This is a genomic window from Paenarthrobacter sp. NPDC057981 (assembly GCF_042886835.1).
Lineage (GTDB): Bacteria > Actinomycetota > Actinomycetes > Actinomycetales > Micrococcaceae > Arthrobacter.
In genome coordinates this window covers 44779-58382 of sequence record NZ_JBHVQI010000001.1, presented here as the reverse complement: position 1 = coordinate 58382, position 13604 = coordinate 44779, and the positions used below count along the sequence as shown (strand labels likewise).

General features: G+C 62.8%; 13 protein-coding genes. 7 read left to right on the top strand and 6 right to left on the bottom strand.

The window, feature by feature from the left end; genetic code table 11:
- Positions 1-19 precede the first annotated feature (19 nt).
- A complete protein-coding gene (locus tag ACFVSI_RS00265) occupies positions 20-373 on the top strand; it encodes a hypothetical protein (protein ID WP_387818981.1) in 354 nt (117 codons plus the stop codon).
- Between the two features lie 111 nt (positions 374-484).
- Here the strand turns inward: ACFVSI_RS00265 and ACFVSI_RS00260 are convergent, their stop codons facing one another.
- The gene (locus tag ACFVSI_RS00260) at positions 485-868 is read right to left on the bottom strand and encodes a VOC family protein (protein WP_387818980.1); all 384 of its coding nucleotides are present in this window, start codon (positions 866-868) and stop codon (positions 485-487) included.
- A gap of 133 nt (positions 869-1001) precedes the next feature.
- Here ACFVSI_RS00260 and ACFVSI_RS00255 point away from each other — a divergent pair, with 133 nt between their 5' ends.
- On the top strand, positions 1002-1430 hold the full coding sequence (locus tag ACFVSI_RS00255; RefSeq protein WP_018778715.1) for an OsmC family protein: 429 nt from the start codon (positions 1002-1004) through the stop codon (positions 1428-1430).
- A gap of 101 nt (positions 1431-1531) precedes the next feature.
- Here ACFVSI_RS00255 and ACFVSI_RS00250 read toward each other — a convergent pair whose 3' ends face one another.
- Positions 1532-5032 carry a S41 family peptidase gene (locus ACFVSI_RS00250; protein WP_387818979.1) on the bottom strand — a complete coding sequence of 1167 codons (3501 nt, stop codon included), beginning with the start codon at positions 5030-5032 and terminating at the stop codon, positions 1532-1534.
- An 85-nt stretch (positions 5033-5117) separates the two neighbouring features.
- On the opposite strand from ACFVSI_RS00250, the gene ACFVSI_RS00245 reads away from it, so the two are divergent.
- Positions 5118-6032: a TIGR01777 family oxidoreductase gene (locus ACFVSI_RS00245; RefSeq protein ID WP_387818978.1), complete on the top strand. Its 915-nt coding sequence runs from the start codon at positions 5118-5120 to the stop codon at positions 6030-6032.
- Here the strand turns inward: ACFVSI_RS00245 and ACFVSI_RS00240 are convergent.
- Entirely contained in the window at positions 6025-7617 is a 1593-nt protein-coding gene (locus ACFVSI_RS00240) for a serine/threonine protein kinase (protein ID WP_387818977.1), read from the bottom strand. The genes ACFVSI_RS00245 and ACFVSI_RS00240 overlap by 8 nt on opposite strands.
- Positions 7618-7770: 153 nt before the next feature.
- Between ACFVSI_RS00240 and lipB the strand changes: the two genes are divergently transcribed.
- From lipB to ACFVSI_RS00225, 3 genes are all read left to right on the top strand, one after another.
- On the top strand, positions 7771-8439 hold the full coding sequence (gene lipB / locus ACFVSI_RS00235; protein ID WP_387818976.1) for a lipoyl(octanoyl) transferase LipB: 669 nt from the start codon (positions 7771-7773) through the stop codon (positions 8437-8439).
- Entirely contained in the window at positions 8436-9443 is a 1008-nt protein-coding gene (gene lipA, locus ACFVSI_RS00230) for a lipoyl synthase (RefSeq protein WP_387818975.1), read from the top strand. The genes lipB and lipA overlap by 4 nt, the downstream gene beginning before the upstream one ends.
- A 102-nt stretch (positions 9444-9545) precedes the next feature.
- The gene (locus ACFVSI_RS00225; RefSeq protein WP_387818974.1) at positions 9546-10307 is read left to right on the top strand and encodes a DUF4191 domain-containing protein; all 762 of its coding nucleotides are present in this window, start codon (positions 9546-9548) and stop codon (positions 10305-10307) included.
- An 86-nt stretch (positions 10308-10393) separates the two neighbouring features.
- On the opposite strand, the gene ACFVSI_RS00220 is transcribed toward ACFVSI_RS00225, so the two are convergent.
- Entirely contained in the window at positions 10394-10831 is a 438-nt protein-coding gene (locus ACFVSI_RS00220) for an RDD family protein (RefSeq protein ID WP_387818973.1), read from the bottom strand.
- Positions 10832-11142: 311 nt separating this feature from the next.
- Here ACFVSI_RS00220 and glnA point away from each other — a divergent pair, with 311 nt between their 5' ends.
- A complete protein-coding gene (gene glnA, locus ACFVSI_RS00215; RefSeq protein ID WP_387818972.1) occupies positions 11143-12567 on the top strand; it encodes a type I glutamate--ammonia ligase in 1425 nt (474 codons plus the stop codon).
- A 70-nt stretch (positions 12568-12637) separates the two neighbouring features.
- Here glnA and ACFVSI_RS00210 read toward each other — a convergent pair whose 3' ends face one another.
- Both ACFVSI_RS00210 and ACFVSI_RS00205 read right to left on the bottom strand, forming a co-directional pair.
- A complete protein-coding gene (locus tag ACFVSI_RS00210; RefSeq protein ID WP_387818971.1) occupies positions 12638-12988 on the bottom strand; it encodes a hypothetical protein in 351 nt (116 codons plus the stop codon).
- A gap of 75 nt (positions 12989-13063) precedes the next feature.
- A complete protein-coding gene (locus ACFVSI_RS00205; protein ID WP_387818970.1) occupies positions 13064-13594 on the bottom strand; it encodes a GNAT family N-acetyltransferase in 531 nt (176 codons plus the stop codon).
- Positions 13595-13604: the final 10 nt, after the last annotated feature.

Sequence of the window (13604 nt, the reverse complement as noted above, 5' to 3'; positions counted from 1 at the left end):
GACTGGATAAGCTAAGGCCATGAGTATTCTCTTCAACATTCTGGTGTTCTTGCACATCGTCGGCGCAGCCATGATCGTGGGCTACTGGATCGCCACCCTCCGGGAGCCAACCGTCCACCCGCGACAGCGCGACGGTGCTTTCCTCCAGCTCCTCACGGGCATCGCCATGATGGGCGTGCTGCCCATGATGCCGGATGCTGATCCCAACTACTTCAAGCTTGGTGTGAAGTTTGCCATCGGCGTGGCCGTTGCAGTCCTGGCCGTGATCGGCTCGCGCAAGGTCAAGAAGGGCGAGGCCGTCTCCACGGGCCTGGCCCACGGCGTGGGTGGACTTGCCCTGGTGAACATCGCCATCGCCACCCTCTGGCACTGACCCGACTCAGACATACCCTGACGGGCAGCATCGCAGGATCTTCCCCGATGTCCAGAGGCCGTTCCCACTGTTGCAGCACGGTGGGAACGGCCTCTTTGCCGTGTCGGTTGTCTACTCCTGGGCAATGCAGAACTCGTTGCCCTCGGGATCCTGCATCACATCCCAATGAAAGTCCGCAATGTCGTGGCCTTCCACAAAAGTAGCGCCCAGAGCCTCAGCCTTTCGTCGCAAGGCGGCTGCATCGGCGTCGTGAAGGTCCAAGTGCAGCCGACGTCGTCCCTCAGTCGGCTCAAGGACCTGCTGGAAGGCCAGCTGCGGAACACCAGGCTCAGCCGGCCGCAGCCAGATGAAGCCTTCGTGCTCCGCACTGACGGGCATGTCCAGGAGCTCAGACCAAAAAGCCGACAGGCGGACAGCATCAACGGAGTTGATCATGATTGACGCTATCCTCGGGCCGCGACCTTGATCACGCAACGCTTTTCTTTCGGTATCCATGGCGCCAGTTTAGGGGTCACAATCCACTGACAGCAGAATGGCCGTGCGGTCCGGAAGTTCAATACCTAGGATTGAACCCGGTGGCACCTGCCAAAGGCCGGTTGCCGACTCACAACGACCCTAAGGAGTGGACATGGCAGCAACACGCACCGCACACACGGTTTGGAACGGCAACCTTATTGAGGGCGCTGGAAACACCACGCTGGATAGCTCCGGCCTGGGAACGTTCGATGTCACCTGGAAGGCACGCACCGAGCAGTCCGGTGGCAAGACCAGCCCCGAAGAACTTATCGCTGCCGCCCACTCCGCCTGCTTCTCCATGGCTTTCAGCCACGCTCTCGCCGGTGAAGGCTTCACCGCTGAGGAAGTCAACACCAAAGCCGACGTCACTTTCGTTCCGGGCACCGGTATCACCGGCAGCCACCTGACCATGACCGCGAAGGTTCCGGGGCTCTCCCAGGAAGACTTCCGTCGCATCTCCGAGGACGCCAAGACTGGCTGCCCGGTCTCCGGCGCCCTCGCCAGCATCGAGATCACCCTGGATGCCACGCTCGCTGAGTAGACCCTCAGACGCAGAAGGCCCCTGGAGGCCAGAGCCCCGCCACTCCGCTTGGAGTGACGGGGCTCTTCCCGTTCTGCAGGCCGAGGTCCAGAAAGTGGCCGCTACTTCTTGAGCTGCGGACGCACGGGAAGGGGTGCCGGACGCACCGTCCTGTAGCCTTCACGCAAGGGAGGACGATCAGTGGGCAGCTCCTGGATCATTTCCTTGAGCGCGCCGATACCGTACTCCAGTTGTGGATCCGTGCCCGCCGCGTAGGCATGTGGCGGGAACAGAACCTCGATATCCGGATCCACACCGTGGTTCTCAACGTCCCAGCCGATGCCGCCGCTGAACCACGTGGCATAGCGCGGTTGGGTAACTCCGGTGCCGTCGGCAAGTGTGAAGCGGTTGTCAATGCCCACCACGCCACCCCACGTCCGCGTCCCAATGACCGGCCCAATGCCCCTGAGCTTCGAGACCTGGGTGATGATGTCGCCGTCGGATCCGGCAAATTCGTCCGCCAGGATGATCACGGGACCACGCGGAGCATGATGCGGGTACGTACGCGGCTTCTCGCCGCGCGGCATGCTCCATCCGGTCACTTTTCGACCGATCAATTCAGCGACGAGCTGGGAGGTATGTCCCCCGCGGTTGCGTCGGACATCGACAATGAGCCCGTCCAGGGCCGTCTCCGTATCCAGATCGCGGTGAAGCTGGGCCCAGCCGTTGGCCATCATGTCCGGAACGTGAAGGTACCCGAACTTGTCACCGGAAGCCTCCCGGACAGTCCTGCGGTTGGCCCGCACCCAGTCCTGGTAGCGGAGCCTTTCCTCATCGCGGATGGGAACCACAGCTACCCGCCGCTGCGATCCGGCAGCTTCGCCATGTGCCTTACCGTTCAGCAGCGTCAACTCAACCGTCCGGCCAGCTGCGCCCACCAGCTGCATCGCCGGAGTCAGTGCCGCTGAAAGCTCGACGCCGTCAATCGCCAGGAGCACATCGCCCACCTTCGCGTCGACGCCTGGTCGCGTCAAAGGCGAAGTAGCCAAGGGATCCGACGACTCGCCAGCGAGAATCCGGGTGATTTCCCAACCGCCGCCGCCGAGCTGCAGCTCCGCTCCGAGACGCCCCTGGCCATTGCGGCCCGGTTCCGTGACGGCTGCCGGACGAACGTAGGCGTGTGAGGTCCCGAGCTCGCCGTGGAGTTCCCAGAGCAGATCCACCAGGTCATCGTGCGAACCGAGCCGGTCCACGATCGGGCGGTACCGCTTGTACACGGACTCCCAGTCCTGGCCGGCCATGTCGGCGGTCCAGAAGAAGTCGCGCTGCAACCGCCAGGCCTCGTCAAAAGCCTGGCCCCAGGCAGCCACGGGGTCGAGGATGACGCGGATCCGGTTGAGATCCACTTTCACATGTTCAGCCGAGTCCTCTTCCACCTTGCTGTCCGCAGGTACGGAAATGACCTTCTTGTCCAGGACATAGACGATCCGGCTAAGGTCAGCGGACACGCGGTAGCTGTCTACTGCGGAGACGAGGGTTGTTGGCTTGCGCTTGGCGAGGTCATAGCGCACCAGGGACGGTGCCGTCTTCTTGTCCTGGAGGTTGCCTTTGCCCTCGCCGGTGACGCCGGAGAGTTCGGTATCCAACCACAACAATGCCCCGTCGCCAACAGCGAGGTCCGAGTAGTTTCCCTGGGGCACTGGCACGGCGATGACGCGGTGGGCAAGTCCCTCCGCATCAACCCGCACAGCGGGGACGTCGCCGTCGTCGGACTTCTCTGCAGCCGACGGTGCGTCCTCCAGGGTGTCCACCGAAGGCCCGAAGGGCGACGGCGTGTCTGCTGCGAGCGCCACCATGTACGGCTTGATAGGGCTCGGGAACGAAAGATCGAAGGAGTGGCCGTCGTAGACGGGGTCGAAGCTCCGGTTTGAAAGGAAAGCAAGGAACTTGCCGTCGGGTGTGAACCGGGGCCACTCGTCGCAGAACCGGCCATCAGTGATGTCAATAATCGCTCCATCGCCCTCTTCGGGACGGGCGATCCTCAGTTTGCTGCGCGAGCCGAACGACGTCACGGGTTCGGACCAGGCTAGCCACTGCGAATCACCGGACCACGAGAGTTGCTCGATGCTTCCTTCGCCCACACTAACGAGCTTGCTCAGCGTGCCGGTGGAAGTGTCGGCCACGAAGACGTCACCGAAGGACGTGCCGACGGCGACCCAGCGGCCATCCGGGCTGGCTTCCAAAGTGCTGGTGCGCGTGGGCTTGGGGAAATCGATGCGGAGCTGGCCTGCATCCTCCGGAGCAGGCTGTACTTCAGGGGCGGAAGTGCCACCGGCAGTGTCGGCCGAAGGCTCGACTGGGACCTCAACGCCGGTGCCCGAGGCAGGCACTGTCGCCGGCGACGTGGTCTGTGCCGGCGCGCCCTTCTGTCCCACCACGTTGGAGACGGATACCGGCTTCGGCAAGGAGTCGTCTTCCTTCGCCGGAGCGGGTGCCTCCACGGCCTTCAACACTTCCGCCGCCGCCAGCCGGGAGGCGATGCGCTTGATGTACAGCGCTTCCACTCCCCCGTGGTCCGCCACGTAGGCGATCCTGCCGTCGGTCAGCGGGCGGGGCAGTCGGGCACGGACTCCCGGCGTAGCTTCCACCACGCGGGAGGGCCCGTCCTTGTGTCGAAGCCAATGGATGGTGCCGTGCGATTCCACGGCGCTGGCCGTCCCGGCAGCGTTCGGGAAGACGTCACCGAGGTGTGCTGAAGCTTTCAGGGGTGCAGGACGGCGTGCCGGCGAAGCCGAGCCGAGGGAGATTTCCAGCTTGGCGGGTTGGGCGTCAGCGTCGAGGGATGGAAGAATCCACAACTCGCCGGCAGATTCGAAGATGATCCGTTTGCCATCGGTGCTGGCGTGCCGCACATAGAAATCCTCGTGGTCAGTGTGCCGGAGCAATCCGGAACCGTCGGGGAGGACCGAGTACAGATTGCCAAAGCCTTCGTGGTCCGATAGGAAAGCAATCCTGCCCTCCACCCACAAGGGGTCCGTGAGGTTGCCATCGATCTGTGGAACCAGGCGCTCAAACTCGCCGTTGCCGTCAGTATCGATCCACAGCTTGCCCGCCGTGCCTCCGCGGTACCGCTTCCACCAAGCGGGTTCACGCGAGAGTACGCTGGCCAGCACCACGGGCTTCTCGTCGCCGACCTCCGGTCCGAACGCCACGACCTCTACAGGGCCAAAGGGAAGTTCGACGGCGGCGCCACCGTCGAGCGGGAGGCTGTAGGCATGCGTGTGGCGGCTTTCGGCCTGCTGGAAAGCACTGGTAACAACCACGTGGCCGGCCGGAGTGAAACCCTTGACCTTCGTGGTGCTGTGGCCGAAATAACTCAACTGACGGTAGCCACCGCCGTCGACGTTCGCCGTCACGACTTCCGGGGACGTTCCCACCACCACTGTCCACACCAGCTGCTTTCCGTCCGGCGTAAACCGGGGGTTCCTGGCCGGAAGCTGCTGCGAAGAGACGCGCCAAGCGCGGCCTCCATCGAGCGGCGCGACCCAAACGTCGTCTTCGGCCACGAAAGTGACCAGATCGCCGTGTACATGCGGGAAACGGAGGTAGCTGGAGGAGGTCATTGTTCGATCATAGTCAAGAGGCGGCTACCGTCGGCGGCAGCGAGAGGCGTTTCCGCCAGACGTTGGCCTTATGGTGAGATGGGTCATGCGCATCGTGATGTCCGGAGCTTCAGGAATGATTGGGACCGCACTGGCCGAGCACTTGGCTGGCCGGGGTGACGAGGTGGTGCGGCTCGTGCGGCGACCCGCTGCCGCGCCCGGTGAATTTACCTGGGATCCGGCCAAGGGCGAGCTGGATGAAAGCATTCTGGACGGCGCGGATGCCGTGGTGAACCTTTCCGGTGCAGGGATCGGGGACCGTCCGTGGACTAATAAACGGCTGAAGGTGCTGCGCGATTCCCGCCTCCACCCCACACTGACCCTGGCAGGCGCCATGGGCCGACTTGGAAATCCTCCTGCCTCCTTCATCAGCCAGTCCGCTTCCGGCTACTACGGGGCTGACAGCGCAGGCGTTCTCCGCGAAGATTCGTCTCCGGGCGGCGGCGTGCTGGGGCCGTTGTGCGTCGAGTGGGAACAGGCCGCGAGGACCGCACCGGCCGGTGTCCGGGTTGTCACTCCCCGCACCGGGGTTGTACTGAGCACCTCAGGAGGTGCCTTGGCCCCTCTGCTCCCCCTGTTGAAGCTTGGGCTCGGAGGTCCCTTCGGTAACGGCCGCCAGTACTGGCCATGGATCACTCTCGCCGACGAGGCTTCCGCGTTGGCCTTTCTTATCACCTCCCGATTGGAGGGCCCGGTCAACGTCTGCGCTCCGGAAAGCGCCGACGTGAACACGATCGTCGGGGCTGTGGCGAAGGCATATCACCGGCCGTCCTTTTGCCGGGTACCCCGCCCTGCACTGCGACTGGTACTGGGAAAGCTCGCGGATGAACTGGTTCTGGCAAACCAACGCATGGAGCCTGGCAGACTCTCCGAAGCGGGCTTCCGGTGGCAGCATCCGTCCCTTGCCGAGGCTATGGTCTGGTTGCGCGGGGACGAACAACCGGGTCGGCAATTCAGTTAACCTGCCCGGTGATTTCCGAAAGCCACCAGCGTCCATCGGCGCGAACCAAGGACAATCGGAGTGCCTTGGCGGTTCCCGCCGGTTCCGTCCGGACAACGGTCCCATCTGCATCGCGTTCCTCATACTTAGAGGTGGTTGCGGTGACGTCCACTTCGACGCGGTCGGCGGCCGTGGACGGTCGAACCTCTATCGCTGACAACCGCGTGGTGAGCCCGGCAAACCTCGTGCCGGATTCGCGCAACTGGGCGCTCAACACTCGGTCCGACTCCGCTGCAGGAGATCCTTGGGCGTTAACGGCCTCGAGCAGTTCCAAGCGGCCTTCCCGCAGAGCAGAGTCGCGCAAAGCCGCGAGTGCCACCACCGCGAGTGCCGGATCCTCGGATCGAAGGGCCCCGCCCATGCCAGCTGGAAGGCCCACGGTTGGCACGGTTTCGACTAATGGATCCGGGGCGGCCAAGCGGCTGACCTGTGTGTCCTCTGTCGGGCTGCTGATCCGAAGCCATCCCGGCGACTGGTTCCAGGCCAAGTAGCCGACGAACGCGCCGGCCACCAGGACAACCACAAACAACGGGACAATCCGGGTGACCCTGGACTTTGGGGGTGGGCTTGCCTGCCGCCGGGTTCGCGGTTGGTCGCCTGCCCGGGGCGATACCGGCACCCTGAGCATGCCTTTGATCCGGTAGCTGGCGCGGCGGGGTGTACGCCCGTGGGCCTCCCGACGCGTCAGCAGCTCGGGGATAACGGAATGGTGCACGGCTCCGGACAAGTCCAGCGTCCTGGGTGCGGCACTCCTGAAAACAGCGGTGCCGAACTCCTTCGCCGTCGGACGCAGAAGGGGGTCCGGATCCAAGGCAGCCTCGAGGGCCGCCGCCAGGCTCTTGGGGACCTCAGGCACCAGCAGTGACAACGGTGGCCGCAGCTGCGTTGTTTCCGGCACGACGCCGGTCAGGCAGTACCAGCCGATCGCCGCCAACGAAAAAACATCACGTTGCGGACGGAGCTCCTGGCCGCCGTCGTCCGTAGATGGCGGGAGGAATGGATCCCTGAACCCGACGGTGCCCACATCATGGCTTTGCTCCGGGTCACCCAACCGCACGGCGAGGCCTAAATCGGCCAGCAGCGGCATGCCGACAGCGGTTAACAAGACATTTCCCGGCGAGACGTCGCCGTGCACAACGCCGCGGGAATGCAGGTATGCCAACGCCTGCGCAATAGGCGTCAGCACCGTCACCGTTTCCCCAACGCTCAATCGTCGCCTACCGGAAACAAGGTTCGCCAGGGACCCACCCGCTGCGTAGTCCATCACGATCCCCAGCGTCCCGGTACCATCAGCTGGCTTCAGGACTTCGTGGACGCGGACAACATGCTGATGGTTGAGGTGGGACAGGAGCGAGACTTCGCGGGCCGCATTTCCCAGGAGCTCCGCTTCTGCTTCCCGGCAGGGACATTTGATCGCAAACCGGGCCCCGTCGGTCAGCCGCGTGCCAAGCCATACTGTCGAGCTGCTGCCCTGGCCAAGTTGCCGGGTAATTTCGTAGCCGGGAAGAAGGGGTGCCACGGTGTCGGTAGTTGCCAGAGTTTCCATGGATAAGGTCTACCGGAGACGGCGGATATCTGCAGATGCTATCCACAGATCACGGCTGGACCTGTCCTCCACAAGCGCCAATACCGCGTGATGCGACTGAGAGCTTCACCACAAAACCATGGCCAATCTCCTGCTGGGTCTAAGCTTGAACGCATGACTCTTGAGTTTTCACAACTGGGTCTTGCCCCGGACTTCGTTGATTACATGCAGGGCTGGGACCTGCAGCGCGAGATCCACAACAAGGTTGTTGCGGGCGAGCAGAACAGCACCGTCTTGCTTCTGGAGCACGCCGCCGTCTACACGGCCGGAAAGCTCACCGAAGATCACGAGCGGCCCTTCGACGGAACCCCCGTTGTTCCCGTGGACCGAGGCGGAAAACTGACCTGGCACGGTCCGGGTCAGCTCATTGCCTACCCCATCCTCAAATTGAGGAACCGGGCTGGAATCCGCGACTACGTGGAGCGCCTCGAAGCCACAATGATCGCTGTCATGGTGGATTACGGCATCAAGGCCGTCACGGTCAAGGGCCGCGCCGGCGTCTGGGTCCTGGCTGACGACAAGGGCCCGGACCGGAAGATTGCCGCCATTGGAATCCGCGTACTGGACGGCGTGACCATGCACGGGGTCGCCATCAACTGCAGCAACGACCTGGCACCCTATGCCCAGATCATTGCCTGCGGCATCACTGACGCCAGCGTCACCACCATGTCGCTGGAAACCGGCCGGACCATCAACCCCGCCGACATCGTTGACCGCTTCGTGGAAGAATTCCGCAAGCATGAAGAAGCACTCGTTTCCACCCCCGAAGGAGCACTCCAGTGACCCTGGCACCTGAAGGCCGCAAGTTGCTGCGTGTTGAGCAGCGTAACTCGGCGGTTCCTGTTGAACGTAAGCCTGAGTGGATCAAGGCCAAGGTCCAGATGGGTCCGGAGTTCGTCGGGTTGAAGAACCTGGTGAAGAAGGAAGGCCTGCACACCGTGTGTGAGGAGGCCGGGTGCCCGAACATTTTCGAGTGCTGGGAAGACAAGGAAGCGACGTTCCTGATCGGCGGCTCTGAATGCACCCGGCGCTGTGATTTCTGCCAGATCGATACCGGCAAACCCTCCCCGCTGGACCGCTTCGAACCGACCAAGGTCGCCCGCTCCGTGCAGGCCATGCAGTTGCGCTACGCGACCGTGACCGGGGTGGCCCGTGACGACCTTGAGGACGAGGGCGTCTGGCTGTACGCCGAAACGGTCCGGAAAATCCATGAACTGAACCCCGGGACCGGGGTGGAGTTGCTGATCCCGGACTTCTCCGGCAAACCCGAACACATCGCCGCGATCTGCGATTCCCGGCCCGAGGTGTTCGCCCACAATGTCGAGACCGTGCCCCGTATTTTCAAGCGGATCCGGCCCGCGTTCCGGTATGAGCGGTCCCTGGATGTCATCACCCAGGGCCGTGACCTGGGCATGGTGACCAAGTCCAACCTGATCCTGGGCATGGGCGAGACCCGCGAGGAAATCTCCGAAGCCCTGCGTGACCTGCACGCCGCCGGGTGTGACCTGATCACGATCACCCAGTACCTGCGCCCGTCCGAACGGCACCTGCCCGTGGACCGGTGGGTCAAGCCCCAGGAGTTCGTGGACCTCCAGCACGAAGCCGAAGAGATCGGCTTCCTCGGCGTCATGTCCGGGCCATTGGTTCGTTCCTCCTACCGTGCCGGCCGGCTCTGGGCCACCGCGATGCGCAAAAAGGGCTGGGACATCCCTGAAGCTCTCGCCCACATCGAGTCCTCCGGCACCACCCGCCAGGAAGCCTCCACCATCCTCGCCGCCCACAGCTGAAAGTAGCGGCGGCAGCAATACCAGTAAGCAGTTCTGAAGGACCGGATGCCTCACGTAACGGCGTCCGGTCCTTCGGCGTACATCACGTAGAATTAAGGCACTATGGCGAAATCCCCTGATCCCAGCAATTCGACACCCTCGGCCGACGCACCCAAGCGTGGGCTGTTCCAGCGCAAGCCCAAGGAAGCCAAGGCCAAGAAGCCGAGCCAGCTGAAGCAGATCGCTGAAGTCTTCAAGATGACCCGGCGAAACGATCCGCAGGTTGTCTGGATCATGCTGCTGGCGTTCCTCGCCGTGGTTGCCGTAGCCTTCCTGATCGGTTTCCTTCTGGAGAACTGGGTCACCGGCCTCATCATCGGCATTCCGCTGGGCCTCCTCGCGGCCGTCTTCATCCTTTCCCGCAGGGCGGAGAAAGCCGCCTTCGCCCAGATCGAGAACCAACCCGGCGCCTCCGGTGCCGCGCTGGGAACCCTTCGGCGAGGCTGGGTGACACAAGACCAGCCGGTTGCTGTTAACCCGCGCACCCAGGACGCCGTGTTCATGGCAATCGGACGTCCCGGCGTCGTATTGGTCAGCGAAGGCCCCACCCACCGGGTCAAGCCGCTTGTGGAAGCAGAGCGCAAGCGCCTGGCACGCATCCTGCCCAACGTCACCATCCACGTCCTCGAATCGGGACGGGGCGAGGGACAGGTTCCGCTCAACAAGCTGGCCAAGACCATGGGCAAGCTGAAGAACGAGCTGACCAAGGTGGAGGTCAATGCGGTGTCCAAGCGCATCAACTCGCTGGGAAACCGCCTGCCGATCCCCAAGGGCATCGACCCCTACAAGGCCCGCCCAGATCGCAAAGCCGCCCGCGGCCGCTGATTTTCTGAACCAAACAAACCGCCCCCGCCTCTTGAAAAGAGGTGGGGGCGGTTTTTTGTTTGGAGGGGTTACGGCAGCCGAAGCTGTCACATTCGGATGAGAATGGTGTTCATCGCTTTGTCGTGAAGACCGCGCTGGTCCGGGTCGAAGACAACGGCCGGGATGACCAGGCACAGCAGAAGGGTGCGCACGACGGCCGCCAATGGACCTGCCGGGCCTCCGCCGAGCCGAACCACATGGATCCCGGCGATTCTGTGTCCAACGCTGTAGCCAAGCGTGCCGATCAGCAGTATTTGCTCCGCGGCGAAAATGGCGAGGGTCGCCCACTGATTTCCACCGAACGCGAAGTTGCTGATGACCAATGCGATGGTCCAGTCGATCACGATGCCCAGAATGCGACGGCCCGCGCGCGCCATGGAACCCGGACCGGACTCGGGCAGACCGAGCCTTTCACCAGGATATTTGGAGATGCCGGAGGTGTCCGGACCGCTCAACCAGGAGCCAATGTCTTTTCGATATACCACCCTCCAAGCCTAGCCGCTGGACGGTGCGCGGGCATGACGGCGACCTGCGGCCATGGGCATAAGAGGGCAGGATGTTCGACCAGCGGACCGCCGTGGACCCGACGCCGGGAAGCAGACTACCGTTTACATGACAGATGATTCTGTAACCTGCCGGAAACAATACTGACACCCCCGGGAAATCCCATCTCCCTATGGTGGTATGAGTTGCCAGCCACCATGGCAGGGGGACCTTTTTGTGTTTTCCCCGCCTCGGTCTGGGCTGCACCACGCGGCCTTCCGGGCCTGTTACTTGATATGCATAAGGAGCATAGATGTTCAAGACTGCGGACGAAGTCCTCAAGTTCATCAAAGACGAAGACGTCAAATTCGTCGATATCCGCTTCACCGACCTTCCTGGTGTCCAGCAGCACTTCAACGTGCCGGCCAAGAGCGTTGACCTGGACTTCTTCGTCCACGGCCAGCTCTTCGACGGATCTTCCATCCGCGGCTTCCAGGGCATCGCCGAGTCGGACATGCAGCTCATCCCGGATGTAACCTCGGCCTTCATCGACACGTTCCGCATCGAGAAGACGCTTGCCCTGAACTTCTCCATCGTGAACCCGCGTACCGGTGACCCCTACCACCGTGACCCCCGTGGTGTGGCAGAGAAGGCAGAAGCCTACCTGGCATCCACCGGCATCGCCGACACCGCATTCTTCGCTCCGGAAGCAGAGTTCTTCGTCTTCGACAACATCCAGTACGAATCCTCCCCGCAGGGCAGCTTCTACAAGATCGACTCCGAAGAAGCCCACTGGAACACCGGCCGCAAGGAAGAAGGCGGAAACCTCGGTTACAAGACCCCCGTCAAGGGCGGTTACTTCCCGGTGTCCCCCACCGACAAGCAGGCTGACCTCCGCGATGCCATGTGCGTTGAGCTGGACAAGGCAGGCCTTGAGGTCGAGCGCTCCCACCACGAAGTTGGCTCCGCCGGCCAGGCCGAGATCAACTACAAGTTCACCACGCTGACCGCAGCTGCTGATGACCTGCAGAAGTTCAAGTACGTCATCAAGAACACCGCTGATGCCTGGGGCAAGTCTGTAACGTTCATGCCGAAGCCGGTCTTCGGCGACAACGGCTCGGGCATGCACTGCCACCAGTCGCTGTGGAGCAACGGCGATCCCCTGTTCTACGACGAGAAGGGCTACGCCGGCCTCTCCGATACCGCCCGCTGGTACATCGGCGGCCTGCTCAAGCACTCCTCGGCCGTCCTGGCGTTCACCAACCCGACGGTGAACTCCTACCGCCGCCTGGTCAAGGGCTTCGAGGCTCCCGTGAACATGGTGTACTCGCAGGGCAACCGCTCCGCCGGTATCCGTATCCCGATCACGGGCACCAACCCGAAGGCCAAGCGCATCGAGTTCCGCGCTCCGGACCCCTCATCCAACCCGTACCTGGCCTTTGCTGCACAGCTGATGGCCGGCATCGACGGCATCCGCAACCGCATCGAACCCCCGGCACCGATCGACAAGGACCTCTACGAGCTCCCGGCCGAAGAAGCCAAGGACATCCCCAAGGCTCCGGGTTCCCTGGAAGAGGCCCTGGAAGCCCTGCGCGAGGACAACGAGTTCCTGCAGGCTGGCGGCGTCTTCACCCAGGACCTGATCGACACCTGGATCGAGTACAAGTACGAGAACGAGATCCGCCCGCTGTCGCTGCGTCCGAACCCCTACGAGTTCGAGCTCTACTACGGCGTCTAAGCCCCAGGCTCATACAAAAGAAGGCCAGCCCCTCCGAGAGGATGGGCTGGCCTTCTTTTATTCGCAGGGATTACTCGGATTTGCCTTGTTCCCGGTCCCTGAGGTTCTTGGTGATGTCATCCAGCTTCTCTTTAACGAAGCTGGCCGCCTCGGAGAGACCCTTTTCCGCACTCCCCAGGGGATCGAGCTGCAAGTAGACCTGATGGTCGATCGGCAGGTCGTACTCGTCCTTCAGGTGGGTACCGCCCCCAACGCCGTCAAGGGACAAATAAACGAGGGCTTCGGTCCGCGCAATGCCGGCAATGGTGCCAAAGACCACTGTGAAGTCATTGGGCTGAAAGCTGACCGATTGACCCACATGGCGCCGGTCCAGGTCCCCGGCATTAACTGCCTTTTCAGTCGGGCTTCCGTTGTATTCCATGGACTTTCCCTCCGATTCGAGATCAGTGACAGCTAAAGTCTATAAGGATCCTTAGTGTCGAAGGCAAAGTATGTGTCAGTGAAAGGCTTTATACATTGTCCTCTGCGGGCCTGAGTTGCCACCCAAGTACCGCCCGGAGTCCACGAAGCCCGCCCTTGTGTAAGCGGCCAGCCCCGCCGGATTGCGCTCGTTGACGGACAGTACGACGCCGGCCTGGCCACCAAAGTGCCGCGCGGTCAGTTTCCGGGCTTCTTCCACTGCGGCTTCCGCCGCCAGCTTGCCCAGCCCGCGGCCCTGCTGGCGAGAGTCAATCAGGAATCCCCGCAGAAGCCAGACCGAATGATCATCGGGCCAGCCCGCGAGAGTGGCCGCGCCGGACTGCAGGGTCAGCACACCCACAGCACTTCCCTGCGACTCAATGACGTAGGGCACACGCGACTCTTCTTCCAACGCGATCAGCATCATCCGCAGAGGCTCGCCGACGAAAGCCCGTTGGCTCTCTTCTATTGCCAACTCCGCGACTGCGCCCAACTGGATGGCCCGGGCGTCGTCGTCGAGCATTTTGAGGGGAATCAACCACACATCATCAGCAGGCATTTTCCACATCCTTCCATGG